We start from the raw sequence: 24,653 nt of genomic DNA, 5'->3' as shown, positions 1-24,653 counted from the left end.
TGAAAGAGACCGCGCAGGCACCCGCCGCGCGGTTTTTTTACGCCTTAGGGCGGTAACGATACCGTGTTGGGTCGGGGCCAAACAGTTCCAGCATTAGTTCATACTTGATGCGATTGGCGCTGACCTGGCGATAAAAAGCGATCAGAAATGCGGTCGGCCCCTGAATTCGGCTAAGGCCACTGGTGGCGGCCACAACGGTGCCCACATCCGTTTTCCCCTGTAACACCAGATAACCGCCCAGCATCAGAATACCGACGGTACCGGCCCCATTGATCACGCTCAGCAGGAATTTGGCCGACAGTTTCCACAGGAACATACGTCGCCGTGTGTGGTAAATTTCGTCAAACATGGTGTTGATGTCCCGCTCGACCGCTTCGATATCCTCGGTCGTCAGCCGGTCTGTGGCACCGCGCAGGATGCGGACGCGCTCTGCCACGAAAGTGTTCACTTTGCGTTGCGACACCAGAACGATGATGATCTGCGGCACAATCATCGAAAAAGCGATCAGCCCAAGCCCCGGTTGCGTGGATGAAATATAGCCGATCACGCTGATCAACGTTCCAATCTGAACCACCGGATCCGAGAAAGCGCCGCCCGCGAACTTTCCCAACTCTTCAGCCTCGGCGGAAATGGCCGTGGTCATGGTGCCTTTGCGTAGGTCCTCGCCCGTTTCCTTCAGATCGGTTGAACGCCATAGCAGGCGCTGCCGGATCAGTCGGATCATGTCTTCACCCAAAGTGCCAGCACGGTATCCAAGGATCCATTTCAGCCCAAGGCTCAGCAGGATAACGGCCATCATACCAATACCCAATTGGATCAGCTTTTCAGTGCCGACATCATCTGCCGTCAGGTGGTTGACGATGTCGCGCTGAAACTCCAGCGGAACGGCGGCAAGCGCCGCAATGGCGATGGACAGCACGATGAGGATGATCTGCCGTCCGGCACTGGCGCGCCAAATCGCGGAATATAGTCGAAACATGGGTGTATCCGGTTTGACCTGTTTCCCTCAGTTTGGCAGGGCTGAGGAACAGGTTCAAACTTGGCGATATGTGCCGACGTGGAGTTCGTGCTGATTAGGCAACAAGCGGTACTTAGTCGGTCAGTCTCACCGTGGCCTCGCCCGCCTGCATTTCACCGCTTGCGCGGTCAAAACGCAGATAGGCAATCGCGTGGCCCCCGGATTGAGTGAACAGGGTGCCTGCCGGTTTGCCATTAGCTGTGATCTCGGTCCCCACGGGCGCGGTGCCGTCGACAGAGACCCTACGCAGACCCTTACGCAATTCGGTCTTGTGTTTCATGCGCGCGGTCACTTCCTGACCTACATAACAACCCTTTCTGAAATCCACGCCATTCAGCGCTTCGAACCCAGATTCGAGGATATAGCTGTCCTGGGTCAGCTCAGTACCCGCTTCAGGAATACAGTGTTGCACACGCAGTGCATCGAAATCTGTGCCATCATCCTGTTCGGGTGCCGCAGAATACATGCGCCAGCCCATGTCAGGGTGCCGCGGGTCGGCCAGAGCACTCTCGGGCGAGGAGCCGGTTCCGCGCTGCAGGTTCATATCGGTGCTTTCGATGGCCACGTCTGCTCGCAGTTTGTACATGTTCAGACGTTTGATCAGATCATCGGCAAGGTGCTCGGCCGCGTCCAGCAGAATGCCATCGCCATCACGCTTGAGGAAAAAGTCCGCCAGATACTTGCCTTGCGGCGTCAACAGCGCGGCATATACCAGCCCGTCATTCAAACCCTGAATGTCATTGGTGATCAGGTCCTGCAAAAAACTTTCGGTGTCCGAGCCGGTCAGGCGCAGGATGCGGCGGGTGGGCATGGCTTGGTCCTCGTCATTTCCCTTGGCCTCGTGATATAGGAAGATCCGCCGCCAAGACCAGAGGGTATCAGACGTGCCAGCCCCGATCTCTGTTGTTATTCCGACCCTGAACGCGGCCGATGCTTTGCCCGAATGCCTTGGAGCATTGATGGAAGGGCTGCATGCCGGGCTGATCCGGGACCTGATCATCAGCGATGGCGGGTCTGCCGACCTAACACTGGAAATCGCGGAGGAGGCCGGAGCAAGGGTTGTGACAGGTATGCCGTCGCGCGGTGGACAGTTACGCGAGGGCTGCGCAGAGGCTGGTGGGGATTGGTTGCTGATCCTGCATGCTGACACTGTGTTGGAAAGCGGCTGGAGCGAGGCGGTGAGCGCCCATCTATCCAGCAACGGACCTGCGGCCTTTCGGTTGGCTTTCCGAGCGCGGGGTATTGCGCCGGGATGGGTCTCGGGCTGGGCCAATCTGCGAAGCCGGGTTTTCGGGCTTCCATATGGGGATCAGGGGCTTTTGGTGCCACGCGAAATCTATCACGCTGCAGGCGGCTATCCCGACCAACCTTTGATGGAGGACGTGGCGCTGGTGCGTAGTTTACCCCGGATCACACTTCTGGATGCGCGGGCCTTTACGAGCGCGGAGCGGTATGAGCAGGCGGGCTGGATTCGGCGGGGTAGTCGGAACCTGTGGACTCTGCTGCGTTACTTTCTGGGGACGGATCCGCAGGTGTTGGCACAGGCGTATCGGCGATAAGTGTCGTACGTAGCTCGACCAGCGATTTCCCCAACCGGAACGGGGCTGCAAAGCTGACAAGGCACAAAGCTACGATTTGCAGAACCAGAATGTGGGCGTTGGCCTGCAAATATTCCCACTCGTCTTTCAATTTACCGACCTGATCGATCAGATCATCATAACTTTGGGCCAGGATCAGGTAGTCCCCAGCAATGGCCGGTACTTTCCGGCGCATATTTTCGATGGCGGTTTGCGTTTCGTCGTCCAGCGAGGTGAAGACCAGAAACTGGTCGATATCGAAGGCGTCAGCCTGCGCGGCAGCGCTGCGCATTTCATCCATGTCATCATTGGCTTGACGTCCGAACAGGAAATGCAGCCCCTGCAATGGGGCGACCTCATTGGTGACGGCAATGAACAACGGCAGTTCAGAATTGCTGGCGGTTGAAGCCGACAGGAACTCGACCTTGTCGCACAAAACGGCAGTATCCGGGTCAAAGGCTGGATCACAAAAGCGCAGGCGAAACCGTGCCGCGTCGCGATCAAAGGCCAGAGTGGCCGCATAGGCCACGTCGATCTGACGATCCAGCCGAGAGCTGTCGGAAGTGTAAAGCCCGGCCATAACCGCAACCAACGCCCCGATGCCGCCCAGAACGACCCAAACCAGGTCGGCCAGTTTCCAAGCCCGATGTCCCGCTGGTTTTCGGAACAGAAACGCCGTACCGATCGATCCTATCACAAAAAACAGGATCAGCAGCGGCAGTTGGTTGTCGGTTACAAAGCTCATAGTCCCGATCTTAGGACCTGGCCTGCGTCCTGCAACAGGGATCACGGGCTGTTGTAACATCTTACCGGATGTTCATACTGATCACAGAGCCACAGGAGATTTCGATGACAAAAGAAATTGTTCTGATTCATGGGGCGTTTGCCGGACCCTGGTGCATGCAGGATTACGCAACTTTCTTTCGGGATCGGGGGTGGACCGTACATACACCAGCCTTGCGTCACCATGGCGGTGATCCGAAAGCCGACCCTGACCCCGGGCTGACCGACACCAGCGTTTTGGATTACACCAACGACATTGCAGAATTTGTGCAGGGTCTAGACAGCAAACCGGTTCTGCTGGGCCACGCCATCGCGGGTGTGGTTGCGCAACAGGTGGCCGCGCGCGGTCTTGCCAGTGCTATTGTGTTGATTAACCCCAATGCACCCTGGGGCACTTTGCCGGAAACCGACGACGAACGCGCCGTGCCGCGGGCGTTGATGGAAGGTGGGGCCTTCTGGAAACAGCCCATGCGTGTCGAATTCGACCTGATGGCGCCATTTGCGCTTAATAAAATGGACGAGGCTCAACAGCATGCTGTGTTCGATCAACTGGGGGCCGAAAGTGGGCGCGTGATGTTCGAAATGTTCTTTTGGATGTTCGACGACGATCACGCGATAAAGGTCGATTTCGAAAAGGTCGACTGCCCGGTTCTAGTCGTTTCCGGTGCAGAAGACCGGGCGGTTAACCCCGATACCTGCCGCGCCTTGGCAGAGCGGTACGGGGAACGTGGGACCTTTTTGCTGGTTCAGGACCACGCGCATTTTCTGTTTATGGAGCCCGGCTGGCAGGGGCCGGCAGAGCAAATCGAAAGCTGGCTTGGTCAGCAGCCGGTTTGAATCCGGGTTGACAAAAATCGCCGTTTTGGCCGAGATCGCGCCAAGTGAATAGGGCCACTGACCCTTTTTGCGCATAATATCTGCGGGAAAGGTCCGGGCATGACCCTGTTTGTCATCCTTATCATTCTGTCTGCGGCACTTCTGCATGCGGTTTGGAACGCCATCGTCAAGACAGCGGCGGATCGCACGACGATGTTGGGCCTTGTTGCTTTGGGCCACGTGTTGCCAGCAGCCGTGATGGTGATGGTCCTGCCACTGCCCAGTGCTGAAAGCTTTATCTACATCCTGATCTCGACCGTTGTGCATTTCGGGTATTACTTCATGCTGGGCAAAGCCTATCAGCATGGCGATCTGAGTGTGGTCTACCCCATTGCGCGGGGAATCGTTCCGGCGCTGGTTTCGCTTTGGGCGATGGTTCTGGTGGGCGAGGTGCTGCCATTGCAGGCTTGGGGCGGCATAGCTCTTATCGCATTTGGCATTCAGCTGAGCAGCTGGAAAGCGCTGCGCTCGGGCGTGGGGCGCAGTGCGCTTGGCTTTGCGCTGGGCACCGGGTTCTGCATTTCGATCTACTCGGTAGTGGATGGGATCGGCGTTCGGCTGTCAGGCAATACGCTCAGCTATTGGGCCTGGGGGGCTTTCCTGCATCTGTTCATTGCAGGCTTTGTCGGAATTAAGAAACGCGATACCCTCAAATACTTGCCGACCAAGGTCTGGATAACAGGCATTCTGGGCGGGCTGGTCTCGATGACCGCCTATGGGCTGGTGCTGTATGCCAAGAACTTTGCACCGCTCGGCGCGGTCTCGGCGCTGCGGGAAACCTCAGTCATCTTTGCCGCGCTGATCGGGTTCATCTTTCTGAAGGAAGGCAACTGGATACGACGGCTGGGGGCCGCCGTACTTATGGCCTTAGGCGTTGCCTTAATCGGGCTCGCCGTCTGATCGCGTTAGCAGGGCTTAGTTGTTGGTCGAGAACGTGCTCTGCGGTCTCCATTTCAGGGTCCCGTCGCTGTCGCGGTGGCAGCGCAGCAGGCGTTCCTGAACCGTGGTGATCGTCGAAGTCACAGTATTATCGCCGACCATCAGGACAAATGCGTCCTCGGAATAAGCCATACCATCATAATAGCAAAACCGGGTCTCGGCCCCGTCCGGAATCGGTGATGCAGTGCTGAGCATCTGCTGCGCAGGGGCTTGTGAGGCCAGCAGGGTCAGAGCCAGTCCGAAGGTTAAAGCTTTCATGTCGTCCTCCCGTCTTAAAATCGTAGTCGGTAAAAGAAATTGGACGCCCGGACCTCAAGCCATTGTTGTTATGTTGCGGTAAGTGTGAACGGGATCAAGGGTTTAGGCAACGAGAAATTGCCATCGCCCTGTGTGCCAGCCCGTAGATGCCCAGATGCAGACCTGAGCAATCCTGGCCAATTGGGGGAAAGCAGCCCCTTGTTCAGTGGTACACGGCTTCTGACTGTAGCTCTCTGAAATAGCTGATTGTGGACGCCAACCCTTCTTTCAACTGCACCTTGGGTTCCCAGTTCAGCACGCTCCGCGCCAGAGTGATGTCGGGCTGGCGTTGCTTGGGGTCATCCTGTGGCAGGTCCTTGAAACTGATCGGTGTGTCGGTGCCCACAAGCGCCTGCACCTCACTGGCCAGTTCGTTCATCGAGAATTCGTTGGGGTTGCCCAGATTGACGGGGCCGGTGACGTCTTTGTCGGTCTCCATCAGGCGGATGAATCCTTCGATCAGATCATCCACATAACAGAAAGACCGGGTCTGCGTGCCGTCGCCAAAGATCGTGATCGGCTGACCGGTCAGGGCCTGCATGATGAAGTTCGACACGACGCGCCCGTCTGCGGGGTGCATTCTGGGGCCGTACGTGTTGAAGATACGGGCCACCTTGATCTCCAACCCCATCTGCCGGTGATAGTCGAAGAACAACGTCTCGGCGCAGCGCTTGCCCTCGTCATAGCACGAGCGCGGACCAACCGGGTTGACGTTGCCCCAATAATCTTCGGTCTGCGGATGAATAGTAGGATCGCCATAGACCTCAGAAGTTGAGGCCTGAAAGATCTTGCATTTCAGCCGCTTCGCCAGCCCCAGCATGTTGATCGCGCCGTGCACGCTGGTCTTGGTCGTCTGCACCGGGTCGTGTTGATAATGCACGGGTGAGGCGGGGCAGGCGAGGTTATAGATCTCGTCCACTTCCACAAACAGAGGGAAGGTCACATCGTGGCGCATGAATTCGAACCGCGGGTTGTTGTGCAGATGGTCAATGTTGCGCTTGGTGCCGGTGAACAGGTTGTCGACGCACAAAACCTCGTGCCCCTGATCCAGAAGCCGGTCGCACAGATGCGAGCCCAGAAACCCGGCCCCACCGGTTACGAGAACACGTTTTCGACTGTCATAAAGGCGGGCCATTGCAAATCCTTAATCGTTAAATCCAAGCCAGCTTGTCACAGGGAAGCCGGGTCTTGCTTTGATTAGTAAACCGAAGATGTTTGAATTGCAGTAGATTTTGGTTTTTTGAGGGCGCGTGTGGTGTTGGGGTGTATTCCGCCCAGTCAATGCTTGATAAACTGCATAAAACACTTTCACACCTCACTCCGATGGTTGGGCGTGAGCTTGTACGGTAGGTTTTTACATCCAGTCTCAGAACAGTGGATTTCCCGAGCAATGGGTGGAAGCATCCAACTTACGCACGCTATCCGTCTTTAAGTAGTCAGCGATAGCACCATTTTTGTATTTCAGGCCAAAGTGGGTGACTTTCGATGTCAATGTCCACCGCGAACTTAAAGTGGTTTTCTATCCGTGAGCCATCTATTACAGGGGTTGAATATGTTTCCTCTTCAAATCTCGAATATTTAAAGCCGGCAGCGCAAAGCAAAACGAAATCAACAAGCTGGGTTGCGATTTGTGATCTAGAGTGCAAGTGATGGTGGCGACTAACTACATCTTGGGGCGCGCGAACGGAACTAAGTTCGACGCTTTCTAATAGGTTCCTATGCCTTGCTGCTAGTATCTGCGCGTTTGAGACAAGTTTTGCCAGGTTTTGCGAAGTTTCGGGATCAGCGTTTTCTACACATCGAGCGATTGTTTTGCATACAGATACGATTCTATCCCAGTCAAAGGCGTAGCCGCTTTTGGGGTGAACTACTTGCCTAGTTGCTTGCAAAAAGAAGTCGTACAACTCATGCAAAGCTAAGCCAAGGAGTGCACGATCTGCCTGTAGCTTGCGCGACAATTGTTCGGCAACAAGTTCCCGCTCTTGTTGCATCTGCTTTTGGATAGAGGCCACTGTAAATGCTGCAGCACCCAGCGCGGCGATTGGGACTATTAAGTCTACAAAAGTTTCCTGACTTAAGTTCCAGTCCTTAGCGGCGGCAAAAGTAAGTGCGGAGAATAATGAGGTAAGAAAAAGACCAAGTGCTAAACCCTCGTGAAACTGAATTTTCTTAATGGCAGTCTCCTCAAACATCTAACTCCTCCACAAACCGCGCGTTCTCCTGAATGTATTGGAACCGCAGTTCGGGCTTTTTACCCATCAGGCGCTCGACCAGATCGCCGGTCTCGCCGGGTTCGTCTTCGTCGATGGTGACCCGGATCAATTTCCTGGATTTGGGGTCCATTGTGGTCTCTTTCAGGTCTTTGGCGTCCATTTCACCCAGACCTTTGAAGCGCGACACGTCGATCTTGCCCTTGCCGCCCAGACCTTTCTCAAGCCACTCGTCGCGCTCGGCCTCGTCCAGACAATAGACGCGTTTGGCGCCTTGGGTCAGGCGATACAGAGGCGGGCAGGCTAGGTACAGGTGGCCCGCGTCGATCATCGGCCGCATCTGGGTGAAGAAGAACGTCATCAGCAGCGAGGCGATATGCGCCCCGTCCACATCCGCGTCGGTCATGATGATGACCTTGTCATAGCGCAGGTCGTCGACGTTGAACTTGGTGCCAAGGCCGACACCCAGCGCCTGGGTCAGATCGTTGATTTCGGCATTGGTGCCCAGTTTCGAACTGGCCGCGCCCAGCACGTTCAGAATCTTGCCGCGCAGGGGCAACAGGGCCTGCGTTTTGCGGTCCCGGCCCATTTTCGCAGACCCGCCCGCAGAATCGCCCTCGACGATGAATAATTCCGTGCCGTCGCGTGTTGAACTACTACAGTCCACCAGCTTGCCGGGGAGACGAAGTTTCTTAGTGGCGGACTTGCGTTGTGTTTCCTTCTCGGCCCGTCTGCGCAGGCGTTCTTCGGCCCTCAATATGAGGAAGTCGAGGATCGCCCCCGCAGATTTCGTATCCGCAGCCAACCAGTTGTCGAAATGGTCACGGACCGAGTTTTCGACCAGCCGTTGCGCCTCGACCGTGGCGAGACGGTCTTTGGTCTGGCCCACGAATTCCGGTTCACGGATAAAGCAGGACACCAGTGCGCAGCCGCCGGTGATCAAGTCATCGCGGGTGATCTGAGCGGCCTTCTTGTTGTTGATCAGCTCTCCATAGGCTTTGATCCCTTTGAGAACAGCGGCCCAGAACCCCGCCACATGGGTGCCGCCTTCGGGTGTGGGGACGGTGTTGCAGTAGGACTGGATGAACCCGTCGCGCGAGGGCGTCCAGTTGATCGCCCACTCGACCTTGCCGGGGGTGCCGAATTTTTCGTTGAAGTCCACGGTGCCCGCAAAGGGTTGCTCGGCATATGTGGACGAGCCGTTCATCGTCTCTTTCAGATAGTCAGACAGGCCGCCGGGGAAGTGAAAGGTGGCCTCGGTCGGTGTTTCACCGTCGTCGATGGCGGATTTCCAGCGGATTTCAACGCCCGAGAACAGGTAGGCTTTGGAACGGATCGATTTGAACAGGCGTGCGGGTTTGAACTTGTGGTGGCCGAAGATGTCCGCATCCGCGTGAAAGGTGACGGTCGTGCCGCGCCGGTTGGGGGCCGCGCCGATCTTTTCAACCGGTCCCAGCGGAACACCGCGCGAGAACCGCTGTTCGAACAGCGTCTTGTCGCGCGCCACCTGCACGACCATTGAATCCGACAGCGCGTTCACCACCGAGGCACCCACACCGTGCAGACCGCCCGAGGTCTGATACGCCTTGCCCGAGAACTTACCACCCGCGTGCAGGGTGCACAGGATAACCTCAAGCGCGGATTTGTCGGGAAACTTGGGGTGCGGATCAATCGGAATGCCGCGCCCGTTGTCGCGCACGGTCAGGGCATAATCGGCGTGCAGTTCCACCTCGATCCGGTTGGCATGGCCCGCGACTGCCTCGTCCATCGAGTTGTCGAGGATTTCAGCCACCATATGGTGCAGCGCGCGTTCATCCGTGCCGCCGATATACATGCCGGGGCGTTTGCGGACCGGTTCCAGACCTTCGAGCACCTCGATCGAGGAGGCGTCATAGGTATTGGTCGCTTCGGGCGTCAACAGATCGTCGGGCATATGGGCTGCTCTTGTTTTTGAGTTTCCCCCATTATGGCAGGTGATGTGGTCCGGGGGAAGAGGGGCGCGAGGTGTTGTGGAAGGTTTGGGCCTCACGCAAGCCCTCGTTGCCGTACCGAATGCCGCTAATGGCCGCCTATCATGTTCGTAACGCGTTGTTCTGGCGAAGCTCAGACCAGGTATGAGGATCTCAGAAGGGCTTTCTGACCACGTTCAACGCGATCTGCAAAGGATGGGCGCGCTGAGTCCAAAGTGCTTGACGCTGCGCCTTGCATCAATATCTGCTCTCAAGACCTGACTTAATGCGCGTCAAAATCAACCTGAGTTTCGTCTTGCCTTCGCAGCGCAGCGCTTTTCAATCATTTTGGTTGAGGCTCAGCGAGCGGCATCAGCGGTCCACCGGGACTGGCTAGTTGTGCCATGGTGCGAAGCATCAAGGATCAACTGGCTTGAGATAACCCGAATGTACGTAGCCAACATACCCAAGCCGGGTTCTGACCCGCCACCATTCACCATCAACACCCAATCGCTCAACGACTGTTCGTTCTGGAAGGGTTCCTGTTTTCTTGCCCCCCGGTGATGCCCTAAAATTCAGAACGTCCGGATGAACACCGGAAACGCGAAACTTGGGTAGTTTTTCGGCTTCTGACATGTCGTCCGAAGCTGGAACCCCGCCGTCCCCGAGGAGTGAGGCAACATTGGCGCGCATTTCATTGCCAATATCGCGATATCCTCGAAGGTCAGAGTTAAACGATAAACGCGTAATATCCCATTTTCCGTTCTGTGGGATATTCAGGTTTGGTTCCACTTCCGCGTGCGTCAACACCTTGGTGGGCGTGATGAGAATGTCGTATTTCTCAGCAAGATCGGCGATGACTTCGAAACTTTTGTTCCACTGTGTTGTGGTCATTGGAGCCGTGGATTCTTTGTAGTCTCTTTCTCGGTTGACGCCTGCCATGCAGCATAACGAGACACCTATGGAGGCACTGTTGGCGCCCGCAGTGTGACGCGCATAGTCGCTGGGTAAGGGGCGCGCGTTTTTGACAATCGATTTACCGCGCACAAGATCACCGTTTCCCTCGATCAGAATGTGGTAGGCTTTTTTGTCTGTTGAGTTCGCTGAATTCCCGCCACCAGTCCAATGCAGATGTATTCTCTCCATTTTTACATTTGGCATCCATGAAGTTGGAACAACTCTCGGCATTTGAGTTCTCCTTTTTTTAAAAAACTTATGTTTGAATATCATTTGATCTTATCAAAAAGACGGCCAATTCCCAAATCGGGCGCAAGCGGGGTTAGTACTTCTTACTTCGCAGTTGATTCAGAGAGATTTCATCTCGCAACCTGCCCAAAGCGCTCTTAGTCTCTCGATAATAAGCAAACACCATAACAGGACCCCAAATGAGCTGGATCAAAACCATCCCCTTCGCTGAGGCCACGGGCAAGCTGAAGAAACTCTATGACCGAGTCACCGGGCCAGACAACAATGTGGATAACATCATGATGGCGCACAGCCTGCGGCCGCATTCGATGGAAGGCCACATGGCGATCTACAAGGCAGTCCTGCATCATTCGGGCAACAAGATCCCGAAATGGTTCCTTGAGGTGTTGGGCGTGTGGGTCAGTTCTCTGAACCGGTGCGGGTATTGCGTTGAACATCATTTCGCGGGCTTGCAGCGTTTGCTTGGAGACGAGGCGCGGGGCAATGCGATCCGTGCAGCGATTGAGGCACGCGATCTGGCCGATGCTCCGTTGGATGCAGCGCAGTTGGCTGCCATGATCTATGCCCGTAAACTGACCGAAACGCCGGGGGATATGGTTGAGGCGGATGTGATCGCCCTGCGCGATGCAGGTTGGGACGACGGAGAGATCCTGGAGATCAACCAGGTCTGTTCGTACTTCTCTTATGCAAACCGGACAGTTTTGGGGTTGGGATGTTCAACCGATGGCGACGAATTGGGTTTGTCGCCGAACAATTCTGACAACCCCGACGATTGGGGCCATCGTTAATGGACCTGACAGGTCAGGCCGTTTGAATCCATACCTGAATGGCATGTGCAACGTCCTGCGGTTTTTGGTGATGCAGCCAGTGGTCAGTGCTAGGGATCGTGATGCGGGTCAGATTGGGCGCGAAGGTTTCCAAGCCTTCAGTTGCCTCGGGCAAAAGGGCTTTGTCATCCGGTCCCCAAAGCAACAAATGCGGGCATCGGACGTGCAGCCGATCCAGCGGCAGATCCGGCAGGTCTGTTGCGGGAAGCCCCGGCTGCGCGACAACCAGTGGAGAGGCGCGATACCAGTTCAACATCGCCTCTAACCGTCCTGATCGCGCCCATTCCGCTCGGTATTCGGCCATGCGGCTCTCGGTCAGCCAATCCAGTCCCATGCCGTGGCGAAAGAACTTTTCGAGCAATGCAAAGTTGTTCTCGGACAGTTTTTGTGCCGCATCGGGTGCCCGCAGTTGGTTGATGTATAGCGAGGCTTCTGATTGCGCGGCTCCTGCGGCCATGGCGCGTTGAAACGGAACTGGGTGGACGCCGTTTGCAATTATAAGCCGGTCAACAAGATCAGGGCGGAACATGGCAAGGCCATAAGCCACCGATGCACCCCAATCATGGCCCAGTACAGCAAAAGGCGCACCGTGGGTCTCAATCAAAGCGGCCATGTCGGACACCAGTTGGGACAGGGTATAGTCCTGTACCCCTTCAGGGCACCAGCTTTGGCCATATCCACGTTGGTCCGGAGCAATGCAGTAAAAGCGATCCGCCAGATAAGGGGCGAGATCTGCCCACGCACCGCCGTATTCCGGGAAACCATGCAGCATCAAAAGCGGTGGCGCATCAGGTTCGCCCCAGGTTCGGAGGCAAAAGGACTGACCATTCAGATCGGCAAATGACGTGCGCATCGGAACCTCTGATCCAGAGTGGAATTTATGGGTTTTTGAGGCATCAATTTGACACCAATCAAAGCGGATTTTCGGCGTTTCTGCTAGCCCTCATTCAGGACAGTAGAAAAAGGATAAGATGTATGGAAGCCATTGCTCCGGTCGAAGCAAAATCCCCTCAGATCAAAGTCGTAGAGGCCAAGGCGGCAAACGCGGCAGAGCCAAGCCCCGAGAAGATCCGGCAGGCGTTCGAAAGCGGAAAATACCCCTATGGCCGCAAGATGGCGCGGTCGACCTATGAGGCGCAGAAGGCAAGCCTACAGGCTGAGCTTTTGAAGGTTCAGCTGTGGGCGCAGGATACGGGGCAACGGTTCGTTCTGCTGTTCGAAGGCCGCGATGCCGCCGGCAAGGGTGGCACGATCAAACGGTTCATGGAGCATCTGAACCCGCGTCAGGCCCGCGTGGTTGCACTGAACAAACCGACCTGGGAAGAGAAGGGGCAATGGTATTACCAGCGCTATGTTCAGGAACTGCCGACCGTCGGCGAAATGGTGTTCTATGACCGGTCCTGGTACAACCGCGCGGGTGTCGAACGTGTGATGGGGTTCTGCTCGCCCAACGAGTATCTGGAATTCATGCGTCAGACGCCGGAACTGGAGCGGATGCTGGTGCGCTCGGGTATTCAGCTGTACAAGTACTGGTTCTCGGTCACGCAGGAAGAACAACAACGCCGTTTCAAAAGCCGCGAGACCGATCCTCTGAAGCAGTGGAAGCTGTCGCCGATCGACAAGGCCAGCCTTAGCAAATGGGACGACTATACCGAGGCGAAAGAGGCGATGTTCTTCTATACTGACACCGCAGACGCGCCATGGACGATCATCAAGTCGAATGACAAGAAACGTGCGCGCCTGAATTGTATGCGCCATTTCCTGTCGACGCTGGATTACCCGGGCAAGGACTTGAACGTCGTAGGGGACCCTGATCCATTGATCGTTGGACAGGCCCACCACGTCATCCACCGGTCCGAGCATATTCTGGGCGCAACATTGCATCCGGATGCCCGCTAATCCTCAACGCGCCCGTTTTTAATGGTGAGGCGGGCGCCATAGTCTCATAGTGAAATTTTACTGATCCGCACTTGTCCCGCGCCAAGCCCGCGCATATGGCTGGTGCAATGACAAAAGTGATGACATACCCCGCCCATTTTCGGGCGATTGCCGTGCTTGGCTTGCCGCTGGTCGGTGGCCATCTGGCGCAGTTTGCCATCGGTTTGACCGATACCATCATGCTGGGTTGGTACGGGGTCGAGGCACTTGCTGCGGTCACGTTGGCCAGCAGCTATTACTTTGTGCTGTTTTTGTTTGGGGCCGGGTTCGGCTGGGCGGTCATGCCAATGGTTGCCACAGCTGCGGCGGAAGGGGATGAAACCAGTATTCGACGCTCGACCCGCATGGGGCTTTGGCTGTCGTTGCTCTACGCAATAGTGGTCATGCCGTTGTTGTGGTGGTCTTATCCAATCCTGATCGCCATGAAGCAGGAGCCGCAGGTTGCTGAAACAGCATCCGAGTATTTGCGCGTAGCTGGTTGGGGGTTGTTTCCGGCCCTTATCGTGATGGTGCTCAAATCCTACCTTGCGGCCTTGGAGCGCACGCAAATCGTTCTGTGGATTACAGTCGCGGCGGCATTTGTGAACGCGGTGACCAACTATGCGCTGATCTTCGGCAATTGGGGCGCACCGGAATTGGGTGTGATGGGTGCAGCAATCGCCTCAATCGCGACGCAGGTCGTTTCGCTGATCGCTGTCGTCATCTACGTGGTTCGAACGCTGCCGGAGCACAGCCTTTTTCAGCGTTTCTGGCGACCGGATTGGGAGATGTTCGTCAGTGTTTGGAAGCTCGGGGTTCCCATTGGCCTGACCACGTTGGCCGAGGTGTCTTTGTTTGCGACATCAGCTGTGATGATGGGCTGGTTGGGACAGGTTCCACTGGCGGCACATGGGATCGCGCTGAACCTCGCTTCGGCCACGTTCATGGTGCATTTGGGGCTGTCAAATGCGGCCACTATCCGAGCTGGTAATGCGCTGGGACGTCGGGATCGCGCGCATCTGGAGAAAGGCGCAATTGCGGTGACAGGCATGTCTCTGGTTATGTCTGTGTTCACAGTCATCCTGTTTCTGACCTGTGCAGAGCCACTGATTTCCCTGTTCATGGAGGTAGACGATCCGCAGCGCGGACAAATCCTGGCCATTGGAACCGGATTGCTTGCCATGGCGGCGTTGTTTCAGTTGGTGGACGGCGCGCAGGTCATTGCGCTGGGCCTGTTGCGCGGGTTGCAGGATGCCAAGATTCCCATGGTCATGGCAGCGCTCAGCTATTGGGTCGTGGGTATCCCGTCGTCGTACTATTTCGGTTTCGTTCGGCAGATGGATGGCATTGGAATCTGGCTGGGGCTCGTGCTTGGCTTGGCATTTGCTGCCGTGCTGCTCATGGCCCGGTTCTGGATGCATTCGGTGCGGCAAATGCCAGCAGCGGCTGAGCCTGCTTAGTCTTTACTCAGCCGATCTGCTTTTTTCCGAACCAGAACTGTGCGCAGGTCATGCATCGCCATCAGCAGCCTGTCAGTCACATCCTCAAGCTGGGCGTCGGTTGCCTTGGACTGAACCCATTGAGTAGTCAGGTTCAGATGATCGACGGCACGGTGTATATCGTCAATGTCACGCTTCGCCAGCAAGGCTCGGCGCTCCTCCATCCATTGTGCGATTTCTGCCTGATCCCGCTCTGAAAGGGTTCGCTGTCCTTGCGGTTTGACGTCACCGTTGCGAATGTTGATGACCGCGATCTGGTCCATCTCAATCCGGCGTTGGCGATTTTCCGTATCGACCCGAAACACTGCAGCCCCGTTTTCACGGATGCGAAAGTAATATTCGGGAAGATCGGCAGACATGGTCACCTCAGTGATGCACAGAAACGCTGAATGCGGCTGCAGGCCTCGGTCAGCGCTGCATCGGACGTAGCGTAGCTGACCCGGAAATTCGGCGAAAGTCCAAAGGCAGCGCCGAAGACAACGGCAACATCTGCCTCTTCCAACAGGGCATTAGCAAAAGCTTCGTCCGTGTCGATGACCGTTCCGGCAGGAGTTGTTTTACCAATCAGCCCGGCGATTGAAGGGTAAACATAAAACGCACCCTCCGGCGTCGGGCAGGTGATGCCGTCGATCTCGTTCAGCATGCGCACAACCAGATCGCGGCGGCGTTTGAACATCTCGTTATTCGGGGCCAGAAATTCCTGCGTGCCGTTCAACGCCTCAACTGCGGCCCACTGGCTGACCGTACACGGGTTTGAGGTGGATTGAGACTGGATTTTGCGCATTGCCGCGATGATCTCGACCGGACCCGCTGCATAGCCAATGCGCCAGCCGGTCATGGCGTACGCTTTGGAAACCCCATTGCAGGTGAGTGTACGGTCATACAAGCCTGGTTCCACTTCGGCAGGCGTGCAAAACTCGAATCCGTCATAGGCGAGGTGCTCGTACATGTCGTCCGACATGATCCAGACATGCGGATGGCGCATCAGGACGTCGGTCAGCGCTTTCAACTCGTCCCGGCTATAACCGGCACCCGTCGGGTTTGAGGGTGAGTTGAAGATGAACCATTTTGTCTTTGGGGTAATCGCAGCTTCAAGCTGTTCTGCGGTAAGCTTGAAATTGTTCTCCAGCGTTGTCGCAACCATAATCGGCGTACCGCCCGCAAGCGTCACCATGTCCGGGTAGCTCACCCAATAGGGCGCTGGGATGATGACCTCGTCGCCGTGGTTCATTGTCGCCATCAGGGCGTTGTACAGCGTTTGTTTGCCGCCGGTTCCGACCGAAATCTGAGCAGGGGTGTAGTCCAGGCCATGATCGCGCTTCATCTTGGCGCAGGCCGCTTGTTTGAGCTCGGGAATGCCGTCTGGCGCGGTGTACTTGGTTTTTCCTGCCGCAATAGCTGCAACAGCGGCATCTTTGATGTTCTGAGGCGTGTCGAAATCCGGTTCTCCCGCGCTCAGGCGGATGACATCGCGACCGGCGGCCTGCAGTTCGGCTGCCTTGGCTGTCATGGCGATGGTGGGCGAAGGTTTAACGCGTGACAGTGTCGCAGACAGGAAACTCATGGTCGGCCTCGGTTTGTATGTTCAACCTGACTGTCATAGGGTGCGCCCGAAAGACGTTCAAGCCGTATAGAAACTCTGAGTTGGAGATCCGAATGACTGATGAAAACGACTGGTATGGTCCGGATTCTGCAACATTTGGGGACCGTCTGGCCGGCGCGCGCGAAGCTGCCGGAATGACTCAGGCGCAATTGGCGCGCCGCCTTGGTGTCAAAAAGGCGACCGTTGCTGATTGGGAAAACGACCTGTCCGAGCCACGCGCAAACCGCCTGTCGATGATGGCCGGGATGGTCAACGTTTCGATCATGTGGCTTTTGACTGGCGAAGGCGAAGGAATGGACGCACCGGTGGACGAGGGCGAAGGCGGAATGGAGTTATCAACCGCCGTGGCTGAATTGCGCGCCATTCGCGGTGAAATGCGCGCCTGCGCCGAACGCGCGGCGCGGCTTGAAAAGAAAATGCGTCTGATGTTGGAGCAACGACATTGAGCGAACAGCGGGATGTGCGTATCAAGCGTATGAAAATGCGTTCGATGCGGCGTGGGATCAAAGAGATGGATATTATTCTTTCCGCTTATGCGGATCGTAATCTCGCGGATATGGATGACGCCGGATTGGATATCTATGACGCGCTGCTTCATGAAGATGATCAGGATCTCTATCAATGGGTGACCGGACAGGTTCAGCCCCCCAGCCAGTTTGCCGATCTCGTTTCGGACATCGCACAAACGTTTCAAAAATAAAGACAATTCAAGCTTAACCGATTTTTCGGATTTTCGGTTCATCGTGTCTCAAACAGCACGACTGAATCGGAGGGTCGGATGAGTATGGAAATGAAGGTCTCCGGACCGGAAACCAAGGGGTTTATGACCAGCTACCTTGAGGCGCTGGCCCTTGTGGAACGGTTGCACCGGTTGCTGCTGGACGTCATCAAGGATGAGTTTGAACGCGTTGGTGTTTTGGAAATCAACGCTGTGCAGGCGCTTTTGCTGTTCAACATCGGTGATCATGAGGTCACAGCCGGTGAACTGAAAAGCCGTGGCTACTATCAGGGCAGCAATGTCAGCTACAACCTCAAAAAACTGGTTGAGATGGGATACATGCACCACCAACGCTGTGAGATCGATCGCCGATCAGTGCGCGTGCGCCTGACGCCGCAAGGCCGAGAGATCCGGGATATCGTCTCGGATTTGTTTGCCCGCCACGCTGAAGGCTTGCAGGGACGGGGCGTGCTGGAACTGGATGGCATCGAGGATATCACAACCTCTCTGCGCCGCGTGGAACGGTACTGGACCGATCAGATACGGTATATCTATTGATCAAGGGCGCGCATCTGACAGAACGAGGCTGTCCAACTCTCGGATCAATTTGCGGGTCATGGCCTCTGCGTAGGCCTCAAACCCCAGCGCGACTTCAACGAACGCGTTTGGGCCGGAAATAACCCAGGCATTGTAATACGCCGACAGTTCCCCAACTTGCACATAGCGCCGGTCACCTGAACTTGGATCATCCGCACCGATAACAAGCCCGTTGATTGTAATGCCACTGCCGCGCAACGCTGTTCTGACATCTCTGGGATGGGGCCCAAGGTTGTGTTTGCCATCACCTGATAGATCCAAAGTTCGCCGCCAACACGTCTTTTGCTGATTCAACAACTCAGCACCAAAAGCCATCGCCGCCCCCACAGCCGTTCCTTCAGCGGTTGACCGCCTCGATGTCTGGATGAGACGCGTACTGATGTCGTTCAGATCGGCCGTGGTTTGGATATCAGTCCAGTTGAGCAGAACCCTCTCGTGCCCTGGTTCTGTCCATTCATAGACGGCCAACCTCATGGATGTTGAGCCATTCGCCACCATCAGTTGGCTGACCTCAGGATCGCGCAGAGCAGCGGCCAGGCCCTCCAGCTGCAATCTGTATTCACCGCTATCGACAGATGCCGACACATCCAGACCCAAAGCCAAGGCATGGCGACATTGCGCAAGGGCAGGCCCTGACAGCAGGAAGAGCAGCATGACCAACAAGCGCGTCTTCATTGGTCGTACACTTGTACTGCACCAATTTGCAGCCCGCTCAGTTCCCGTTCAAGTTTTCTGCGCATCGCGCGTTCGAAGTCTTCAAAACCTTGTGCGACTTCCAGAAAAGCGCCCGGGCCATGCAGGACGTTGTTTTCGAAAAAGGGGATGAGAAAAAGTTCTCCTTCAAAATCAGCGGCGTTTATCACCAGACCATTAACGACGATGTCATGACTAAAGAACCGCTGATATGCGATCTGTGGTCCATAACCGTCGTTGTTGGACCCGTCTCCTGAAAGATCGATGGTGCGAAACAGACACGAAGGCGCGGTTTGGAACAGTTCGGCCCCAAACCGTAAGGCGTGGCCCATAGCCGTGGCAGAGCCTTCATTGGACCGGATCGACTGACTTATCCGGGTCGCTGCAGCCACCAGATCTCCGTGATTTTCGATCAAGCGCCAGTTCAGGATAACGTGCTGGGTACTTTGCCCGCTCCATTCATAAACGGCCAACGCAACAGGTAGCGGAGATGAGAAGAATGCTTCTTGCACTTCAGGTGCCAGAAGCGCTGCGGCCAGTCCCTGTCGCTGCAAAATGTCTTCCGCGTCGTCGACCGAAACCGAAATGTCCATCGCAAGCGCAAGGGCCAAACGGCATTGTTCAGCCCGCAAAGGGCTGGCCAACAGGGCCAGCCCCAACTTTATGATCCAACGGATCACCAGTGGCCGGTGCTCTCCATGCTGGCCCAGGGCTCGGCTGGTTCCAGCGCGTCACCATTTTGAAGCAGCTCGACCGAGATGTTGTCCGGAGAACGGACAAAGGCCATGCGACCGTCGCGTGGTGGGCGATTGATGGTCACGCCGTTGTCCTGCAAATGCTGGCAAACCTCGTAGATGTTGTCGACACCGTATGCCAGATGGCCAAAATGCCGGCTGTCGCTGGGTAACTTGTCATCGCCATCCCAGTTGTACGTCAGTTCGATTGGGGCGTCTTCCTGCCCCGGAGGCGCCATGAAGATCAGCGAGAATCGCCCGGCTTCGCTGTCATATCGACGTGTTTCCTTTAGACCCAGAAGTTCATAAAACGCCATGGACTTTTCCAGGTCTTTCACACGGATCATAGTGTGGAGATATGTCAGCGCCATTTTGGCCATCCTTCATTGATTTGGTTTGCCAGCAACTTAGCGCACTGGTTTGGCCTGTCGAGAGCACCGAGCAGCCCAAATCGAAATTAGAGCAGGTTGCGGCATATATCGCGGTTCCGATGGCGGGGTTAGCGATATATAGTAGGGGGCGACTCATTGCCAGAAAGGAAGATTTGATGCCGCTGTCCGCTGACCAACAGGCCGAGATCGAGGCGCAACGCGCGCAATCGCATCCCACACGTCGCGTCGTTTCAGCAGGAATGGAAGACCATTTGTACACCGCGCATCAGGTTCTGGATCACGGTTTTGTCCGCGTGATCGACTATATGGGCGATGACGCCGCGATCTGTCAGGCGGCCCGTGTGTCTTATGGCAAAGGCACAAAGTCGGTTCAGAACGATGAAGGGTTGATCCGGTATCTGATGCGGCACTGGCACTCGACCCCGTTTGAGATGTGCGAAGTCAAACTGCATGTGAAACTGCCGGTTTTCGTGGCCCGCCAATGGATTCGGCACCGGACGGCAAATGTGAACGAATACTCCGCCCGGTACTCTATTCTGGATCGTGAGTTTTACATCCCCGCGCCCGAACATGTGGCGGCGCAGTCAGAGGTGAACAATCAGGGCCGTGGATCAACGCTGGAAGGTGAAGAAGCCGCGCGTGTGTTGGAGATACTGAAGGCCGACAGCACCCGCTGCTATGACAACTACGAAGCCCTGATTAGCCAGGACGGGCAACAGGGTTTGGCGCGTGAGTTGGCCCGGATGAACCTTCCCGCCAATATCTATACGCAATGGTACTGGAAGGTTGACCTGCACAACCTGTTCCATTTCCTGCGCTTGCGCGCGGACCCTCATGCGCAATATGAAATCCGCGTATATGCCGATGCGATGTGCAAGATTGTCGCCGACTGGGTGCCGTTTGCTTACAAAGCGTTCGAGGATTACCGGTTGGGCGCAGTCAACCTGTCTGCTCAGATGGTAGAGAGCCTTCGGAACATGCTGGCGGGCGAGACGGTCACGCAGGAAAACTCGGGCATGACCGCCCGCGAATGGCGCGAGTTTGAAGAGATCATCCGCAAGTAACGGCTGCCGACGCATAGCGATTGTCTATACATATTGTCATGGAACCGTTACATTGGTTCCATGATGCGTATTTTGAAACCCGCTTTACTCTGTCTGGTATCAGGCATGGCTTTGCCCGTGCAGGCGCAGTCACCTATCGCTGAAATCCTGTGTGAACCCACACCCAGGTTGCACCAAAAGCTCAAGGGACAGTTCCGCTCCGAGCGCGTGGCCACCGGTATTCGTGGACCTGAGCAAATCATGGAGGTCTGGTCTAACCCACGCGGCGACTGGACGATGGTCGTGACCTACGCAACCGGGACGTCCTGCATCGTTGCCATGGGAGACAACTGGACTGCTCATGACAAGCCGAAGCCCGCGCGAGGGTAATGGAACAAATCCGGTGGGGGGCGGGTGACGGCCGGAAATTGGCCGCCATCCTAAGATGTTTCAACCCCGCGCAGTGCGGGGGTGTCGTTACAACGGCTTTAAATCAGCTGCCATTTGGCGGCCATCGCGTCCGTCCTGCAACTCGTACGAGACTTTTTGGTTGTCTGCGAGTCCGGTGAGGCCGGACCGTTCTACGGCCGAGATATGAACAAACACATCTTTGCCCCCTTCATCAGGGGCAATAAATCCATAGCCTTTAGTGGTATTGAACCATTTCACGGTGCCGGTTGGCATGTCCCGTGTCTCCTTCTACTTACGCATTGTCCCACAAATTGGTGGGGGCTGTGGTGAGCGTCATCGTAAACCCCACTGTTTCGCGTTTGCAGAACAGTCCAATTTACATGTTTCGCCTTTTTCAACATTGCACGGTGAAGTAAAAAATCAAGAATAACTGCCAAAAACTGGCGTGATTGCACAAAATCGAAGCACGAGCAGGAGTATCCAAGAAATGAAACTTTATGGGCTAAAGACCTGTGACACCTGTCGTAAGGCGCTGAAATCTTTGCCAGATGCGGTCTTTCTCGACGTTCGAATTGATGGCGTACCCGAGCCGGTGCTGTCGCAGGCTTTTGCTGAGTTCGGCAATGCTCTGCTCAACACAAGATCAACCACCTGGCGCGGTTTGGATGAGAGCCAGCGCGCTAAAGCACCGCTGGAGCTTTTGAAAGAACACCCAACCCTGATGAAGCGCCCGTTGATCGAAGCTGACGGTAAGTTGCTGTTGGGGTGGACCGCTGAAACGCGGGGTCAGCTTGGCATTTTCTAAACGGGTGCTTATCTGCCAATGGTCAAGAATGAGGATTATCTATGCGCAATGCCGCAATGATTTTGGGCGTTATTGCCGGACTGATCGGCATGATCGTCGGGTTCTTCGGGTATGCCAGGGTGGTTGTGGTTGACCATGTTGGCGAGATAGATGGCGTTCTGAGCCAAGTCGACAACCCCGGCCTGATCCAGGCCCTTTCGATCGTCGCGCCTTTGTTGGCGATTGCCGGTGGCGCTATGGCGCCTGCGCGGGCTCTGATCGGTGGGGTTTTGTTGCTGATCTCAGCAGGGGCAATGTATTACGCGTTTGGGTTTGGTGTCTTTACCATGTTCCCGATTGCCTTCGCCGGTGTGGCGGGCGTGCTTGGGCTGGCGGCAGGAAAACCGGATCAGCCCAAGGCGCATTTCTAGATCACTTTAGGTGCAGGATCCGGTCAACCGAGAGCGGGCCTGAACCATGAATGACAATCACCGCCAGCAGGAATGTCCAGATTGTTCGGTCGTCCAGCAAGGTTGGGGCGTTGGTGAAATAGCTGCCCAGTTCAGCACCGTGACCAGTCACGTCCACAATGGTCTGGACCCAGACAAACCCAATCATACCCAAGGCGGCAAATCGCGACAGCAGACCGATGACGATCAAGGCTGGCAGCAGAAATTCGGCCCATGTGCCTGCGACGGCCACAGCCCAATGGAAGATGCCCAGTTGCGAGCTGTCATAGCTGACGGCTTCCATCGCCTTGGGGAAAATTTGCACGTAGGCCCCATCTGATGGGCGCAGAAACCCAAAGATCCCGCTGCCCAGCTTGGTTGTTGCCGAGTTCCAGTAGTACACAAGCAACGTCGCGGCAAAAACCAGCCGGGCCAAGCTTGGTGTGAGCCAGCCGGAGGTCACGCCCAACCGTCCCAGGGTGTTGTTGTGCAATGAGATCAGCGCAGTCATGTCTTCGGCCTTTCGATAGTCACAGAGGTTATTGCACTGCCTTGTAAAAGCAGTGCCAGAGTGGTTCCGAGGTCAAATTCGGGGGTTTCAGCGGCGGTTTTCTCAAACGCCGATCCGATCGTGTCCCCATTTTGCATATGCGTGATCCAGTTCGCCCCGCCCACTGGCAGCAAGTGAGGCTCAGGGTCGTATTCGGCGCGCGTGATCAACACATCCTCAGCTTGCGGTTGAGGTTTCGGGGCGTCAGCCACAGAGTTAAAACGCCAGATCGCATGAATGGGCCATTTCGACCGGATCACTTGCATGGACGGGGCAAACTGCAACCGGGCTTGCATGACCTGTTCGGGGTCTACGGCCAATGCCTCGGCCGGTGCAGGTTGGCTGTCGGCTGCGTGATAAGACCGGCGCAGCGCCAGTTCCAACCGGGCTATGTCGGGCAGGTAGCCAAGATGCGAAAGTTGCTGCATCCCCGCCAGAAAATCGGGAAACGCCTCACCGTAGAACATCATAAGCGGTGAGGATGGCGGATGCTGGCGCAAGAAAATCCCGGCCAGCCCGTCCATATTCTGAGTACCCAACAGTTTAGCGATCACAGGGAACGCCTGATGCATCGCTTCGGTCAGAGAAACGGCAACGTTGTTGCGATAGACACTGAACCTGCGACCAGCCGGTTGCGCGTCGGCGTCCAGCAAACCGGATGGAACCGGCGCGGAAGCATCCATCATGGCGGCGCGAAACTCGGACTGAGATACGCTCATGCCGGTACCCGGTCCAGTGCGGTCTGAGCGCGAACTGCTTCTTCGCGTAACACCGGCCAGTCGGGTACATCGGTGTCCCACTCGACCAGCAGCGGCTTGGGGCCCGACCGTTCCAGAACATAGTCGAGCAGGGCCCAGACCGGATCGACCACTTCGCGCCCATGGCTGTCGATCAGCAACGGATGGCCGTGATCATCTTCGTCCTCATCATGGCCTCCAAGATGGATTTCACCCACCTTTTCAAGTGGATAGGCGTCGATATAGCCTTGGGGCGAGAAGTCGAGGTTGGTGGCCGAAACAAAGACGTTGTTCACGTCCAGCAGCAAGCCACAGCCAGTACGTTTGGCAATCTCTTGCAGGAAATCGGGTTCCGACCAGGTGCTTTCCTCAAAGGCCAAATAGCTGGATGGGTTTTCAAGCAGCATCTGCTGTCCAACGGTGTCCTGCACCTGATCTATGTGCTCGCAGACTCGCGTCAGCGTCTTGTCCGTGTAAGGAAGCGGCAGCAGGTCGTTGTAAAAATGGCTGTCATGAGTAGACCAGGCCAGATGTTCGGAAAAGCTCGCGGGTTTCAACCAGCCGATCAAGTGTTTCAGCCGGGCAAGGTGGTCTGGGTCCAAGGGGCCTTCGCCACCTATGGACAGTCCAACGCCATGGACTGAAATCGGAAAATGTTCGGACAGGTGGCGCAGCTGTGCCAAGGGGCGCCCACCATCGCCCATATAGTTCTCGGCGTGAATTTCCAGCCATGCAACAGGCTGCGCGTGTTCAAGTATCTGAGCGAAGTGTTGCGGCTTGTACCCCACACCCGGCGCTGTGGGCAGGCGATTCGAGCGGAGCGCATCATCCAACATGGGTCAGT

Annotated in this window: 30 protein-coding genes; 13 read left to right on the top strand and 17 right to left on the bottom strand. The window is 56.1% G+C overall.

Going from position 1 to position 24,653, the window contains the following annotated elements:
• Positions 1-37 precede the first annotated feature (37 nt).
• Both GS636_RS04445 and GS636_RS04440 read right to left on the bottom strand, forming a co-directional pair.
• Complete coding sequence (locus tag GS636_RS04445; protein WP_171668584.1) at positions 38-979, bottom strand: ABC transporter transmembrane domain-containing protein; 942 nt, start codon at positions 977-979, stop codon at positions 38-40.
• A 112-nt stretch (positions 980-1,091) separates the two neighbouring features.
• Positions 1,092-1,829, bottom strand: coding sequence for a folate-binding protein YgfZ (locus GS636_RS04440; protein ID WP_171668583.1), 738 nt, complete (start codon positions 1,827-1,829; stop codon positions 1,092-1,094).
• 73 nt (positions 1,830-1,902) lie between these two features.
• Here GS636_RS04440 and GS636_RS04435 point away from each other — a divergent pair, with 73 nt between their 5' ends.
• The 3 genes from GS636_RS04435 to GS636_RS04420 all read left to right on the top strand — a co-directional run bounded on the left by GS636_RS04435 (position 1,903) and on the right by GS636_RS04420 (position 5,154).
• Entirely contained in the window at positions 1,903-2,577 is a 675-nt protein-coding gene (locus GS636_RS04435) for a TIGR04283 family arsenosugar biosynthesis glycosyltransferase (protein ID WP_171668582.1), read from the top strand.
• An 867-nt stretch (positions 2,578-3,444) separates the two neighbouring features.
• Positions 3,445-4,215: an alpha/beta hydrolase gene (locus GS636_RS04425; protein WP_171668581.1), complete on the top strand. Its 771-nt coding sequence runs from the start codon at positions 3,445-3,447 to the stop codon at positions 4,213-4,215.
• A 99-nt stretch (positions 4,216-4,314) separates the two neighbouring features.
• Positions 4,315-5,154, top strand: a complete 840-nt coding sequence (locus GS636_RS04420; RefSeq protein WP_171668580.1) for a DMT family transporter — start codon at positions 4,315-4,317, stop codon at positions 5,152-5,154.
• A gap of 15 nt (positions 5,155-5,169) precedes the next feature.
• Here the strand turns inward: GS636_RS04420 and GS636_RS04415 are convergent, their stop codons facing one another.
• The 5 genes from GS636_RS04415 to GS636_RS04395 all read right to left on the bottom strand — a co-directional run bounded on the left by GS636_RS04415 (position 5,170) and on the right by GS636_RS04395 (position 10,837).
• Complete coding sequence (locus tag GS636_RS04415) at positions 5,170-5,451, bottom strand: hypothetical protein (RefSeq protein WP_171668579.1); 282 nt, start codon at positions 5,449-5,451, stop codon at positions 5,170-5,172.
• A gap of 202 nt (positions 5,452-5,653) precedes the next feature.
• Positions 5,654-6,625, bottom strand: coding sequence for a UDP-glucuronic acid decarboxylase family protein (locus GS636_RS04410; protein WP_171668578.1), 972 nt, complete (start codon positions 6,623-6,625; stop codon positions 5,654-5,656).
• A gap of 301 nt (positions 6,626-6,926) precedes the next feature.
• The gene (locus GS636_RS04405; protein WP_171668577.1) at positions 6,927-7,682 is read right to left on the bottom strand and encodes a hypothetical protein; all 756 of its coding nucleotides are present in this window, start codon (positions 7,680-7,682) and stop codon (positions 6,927-6,929) included.
• The gene (gene parE, locus GS636_RS04400) at positions 7,675-9,633 is read right to left on the bottom strand and encodes a DNA topoisomerase IV subunit B (RefSeq protein ID WP_171668576.1); all 1,959 of its coding nucleotides are present in this window, start codon (positions 9,631-9,633) and stop codon (positions 7,675-7,677) included. Before parE ends, GS636_RS04405 begins: the two co-directional genes overlap by 8 nt.
• Positions 9,634-10,066: 433 nt before the next feature.
• Complete coding sequence (locus GS636_RS04395) at positions 10,067-10,837, bottom strand: SH3 domain-containing protein (RefSeq protein ID WP_171186003.1); 771 nt, start codon at positions 10,835-10,837, stop codon at positions 10,067-10,069.
• Between the two features lie 197 nt (positions 10,838-11,034).
• Here GS636_RS04395 and GS636_RS04390 point away from each other — a divergent pair, with 197 nt between their 5' ends.
• Positions 11,035-11,643, top strand: coding sequence for a carboxymuconolactone decarboxylase family protein (locus tag GS636_RS04390; protein WP_171668575.1), 609 nt, complete (start codon positions 11,035-11,037; stop codon positions 11,641-11,643).
• A gap of 13 nt (positions 11,644-11,656) precedes the next feature.
• Here GS636_RS04390 and GS636_RS04385 read toward each other — a convergent pair whose 3' ends face one another.
• Positions 11,657-12,535, bottom strand: a complete 879-nt coding sequence (locus tag GS636_RS04385) for an alpha/beta fold hydrolase (protein ID WP_171668574.1) — start codon at positions 12,533-12,535, stop codon at positions 11,657-11,659.
• Between the two features lie 122 nt (positions 12,536-12,657).
• Here GS636_RS04385 and ppk2 point away from each other — a divergent pair, with 122 nt between their 5' ends.
• Complete coding sequence (gene ppk2 / locus GS636_RS04380) at positions 12,658-13,581, top strand: polyphosphate kinase 2 (RefSeq protein ID WP_171090914.1); 924 nt, start codon at positions 12,658-12,660, stop codon at positions 13,579-13,581.
• A gap of 119 nt (positions 13,582-13,700) precedes the next feature.
• Positions 13,701-15,059 (top strand): MATE family efflux transporter, encoded by a 1,359-nt coding sequence (locus GS636_RS04375; protein ID WP_253762638.1) that lies wholly within the window; start codon positions 13,701-13,703, stop codon positions 15,057-15,059.
• On the opposite strand, the gene GS636_RS04370 is transcribed toward GS636_RS04375, so the two are convergent.
• Both GS636_RS04370 and GS636_RS04365 read right to left on the bottom strand, forming a co-directional pair.
• Positions 15,056-15,457, bottom strand: a complete 402-nt coding sequence (locus tag GS636_RS04370; protein WP_171668572.1) for a hypothetical protein — start codon at positions 15,455-15,457, stop codon at positions 15,056-15,058. The genes GS636_RS04375 and GS636_RS04370 overlap by 4 nt on opposite strands.
• Before the next feature lie 2 nt (positions 15,458-15,459).
• Positions 15,460-16,662, bottom strand: coding sequence for a pyridoxal phosphate-dependent aminotransferase (locus tag GS636_RS04365; RefSeq protein ID WP_171668571.1), 1,203 nt, complete (start codon positions 16,660-16,662; stop codon positions 15,460-15,462).
• Positions 16,663-16,754: 92 nt separating this feature from the next.
• Here GS636_RS04365 and GS636_RS04360 point away from each other — a divergent pair, with 92 nt between their 5' ends.
• From GS636_RS04360 to GS636_RS04350, 3 genes are all read left to right on the top strand, one after another.
• Complete coding sequence (locus GS636_RS04360) at positions 16,755-17,147, top strand: helix-turn-helix domain-containing protein (protein ID WP_171090907.1); 393 nt, start codon at positions 16,755-16,757, stop codon at positions 17,145-17,147.
• Between the two features lie 29 nt (positions 17,148-17,176).
• The gene (locus tag GS636_RS04355; RefSeq protein WP_171668643.1) at positions 17,177-17,401 is read left to right on the top strand and encodes a succinate dehydrogenase assembly factor 2; all 225 of its coding nucleotides are present in this window, start codon (positions 17,177-17,179) and stop codon (positions 17,399-17,401) included.
• Positions 17,402-17,479: 78 nt separating this feature from the next.
• Complete coding sequence (locus GS636_RS04350) at positions 17,480-17,977, top strand: MarR family winged helix-turn-helix transcriptional regulator (RefSeq protein WP_371732477.1); 498 nt, start codon at positions 17,480-17,482, stop codon at positions 17,975-17,977.
• On the opposite strand, the gene GS636_RS04345 is transcribed toward GS636_RS04350, so the two are convergent.
• From GS636_RS04345 to GS636_RS04335, 3 genes are read right to left on the bottom strand one after another with little or no spacing between them, the layout of a single operon-like run.
• On the bottom strand, positions 17,978-18,691 hold the full coding sequence (locus tag GS636_RS04345) for a DUF1194 domain-containing protein (RefSeq protein ID WP_171668570.1): 714 nt from the start codon (positions 18,689-18,691) through the stop codon (positions 17,978-17,980).
• Positions 18,688-19,389, bottom strand: coding sequence for a DUF1194 domain-containing protein (locus GS636_RS04340; protein ID WP_171668569.1), 702 nt, complete (start codon positions 19,387-19,389; stop codon positions 18,688-18,690). Before GS636_RS04340 ends, GS636_RS04345 begins: the two co-directional genes overlap by 4 nt.
• Positions 19,386-19,814, bottom strand: coding sequence for a VOC family protein (locus tag GS636_RS04335; RefSeq protein WP_171090902.1), 429 nt, complete (start codon positions 19,812-19,814; stop codon positions 19,386-19,388). Before GS636_RS04335 ends, GS636_RS04340 begins: the two co-directional genes overlap by 4 nt.
• A 176-nt stretch (positions 19,815-19,990) precedes the next feature.
• On the opposite strand from GS636_RS04335, the gene thyX reads away from it, so the two are divergent.
• Entirely contained in the window at positions 19,991-20,899 is a 909-nt protein-coding gene (gene thyX, locus GS636_RS04330) for an FAD-dependent thymidylate synthase (protein WP_171090900.1), read from the top strand.
• Positions 20,900-20,971: 72 nt separating this feature from the next.
• Positions 20,972-21,268 carry a hypothetical protein gene (locus GS636_RS04325; RefSeq protein ID WP_371732034.1) on the top strand — a complete coding sequence of 99 codons (297 nt, stop codon included), beginning with the start codon at positions 20,972-20,974 and terminating at the stop codon, positions 21,266-21,268.
• A gap of 87 nt (positions 21,269-21,355) precedes the next feature.
• Here the strand turns inward: GS636_RS04325 and GS636_RS04320 are convergent, their stop codons facing one another.
• A complete protein-coding gene (locus tag GS636_RS04320) occupies positions 21,356-21,562 on the bottom strand; it encodes a cold-shock protein (protein WP_008758035.1) in 207 nt (68 codons plus the stop codon).
• A gap of 214 nt (positions 21,563-21,776) precedes the next feature.
• Here GS636_RS04320 and GS636_RS04315 point away from each other — a divergent pair, with 214 nt between their 5' ends.
• Complete coding sequence (locus tag GS636_RS04315; RefSeq protein WP_171668568.1) at positions 21,777-22,094, top strand: ArsC/Spx/MgsR family protein; 318 nt, start codon at positions 21,777-21,779, stop codon at positions 22,092-22,094.
• Positions 22,095-22,135: 41 nt separating this feature from the next.
• Positions 22,136-22,504: a hypothetical protein gene (locus GS636_RS04310; RefSeq protein ID WP_171090895.1), complete on the top strand. Its 369-nt coding sequence runs from the start codon at positions 22,136-22,138 to the stop codon at positions 22,502-22,504.
• A 1-nt stretch (position 22,505) separates the two neighbouring features.
• Here the strand turns inward: GS636_RS04310 and GS636_RS04305 are convergent, their stop codons facing one another.
• The 3 genes from GS636_RS04305 to GS636_RS04295 are packed head-to-tail and all read right to left on the bottom strand — an operon-like array spanning position 22,506 to position 24,645.
• Entirely contained in the window at positions 22,506-23,033 is a 528-nt protein-coding gene (locus tag GS636_RS04305; protein WP_171185986.1) for a DoxX family protein, read from the bottom strand.
• Positions 23,030-23,791 carry a DNA-binding domain-containing protein gene (locus tag GS636_RS04300; RefSeq protein WP_171185984.1) on the bottom strand — a complete coding sequence of 254 codons (762 nt, stop codon included), beginning with the start codon at positions 23,789-23,791 and terminating at the stop codon, positions 23,030-23,032. Before GS636_RS04300 ends, GS636_RS04305 begins: the two co-directional genes overlap by 4 nt.
• Positions 23,788-24,645 carry a DUF692 family multinuclear iron-containing protein gene (locus GS636_RS04295; protein ID WP_171185982.1) on the bottom strand — a complete coding sequence of 286 codons (858 nt, stop codon included), beginning with the start codon at positions 24,643-24,645 and terminating at the stop codon, positions 23,788-23,790. Before GS636_RS04295 ends, GS636_RS04300 begins: the two co-directional genes overlap by 4 nt.
• Positions 24,646-24,653 lie beyond the last annotated feature (8 nt).

It is taken from the genome of Ruegeria sp. HKCCD4884 (assembly GCF_013110855.1).
Lineage (GTDB): Bacteria > Pseudomonadota > Alphaproteobacteria > Rhodobacterales > Rhodobacteraceae > Ruegeria.
Note: the sequence above shows the minus strand (reverse complement) of the source record. Positions and strands in the feature narration are given on the sequence as shown.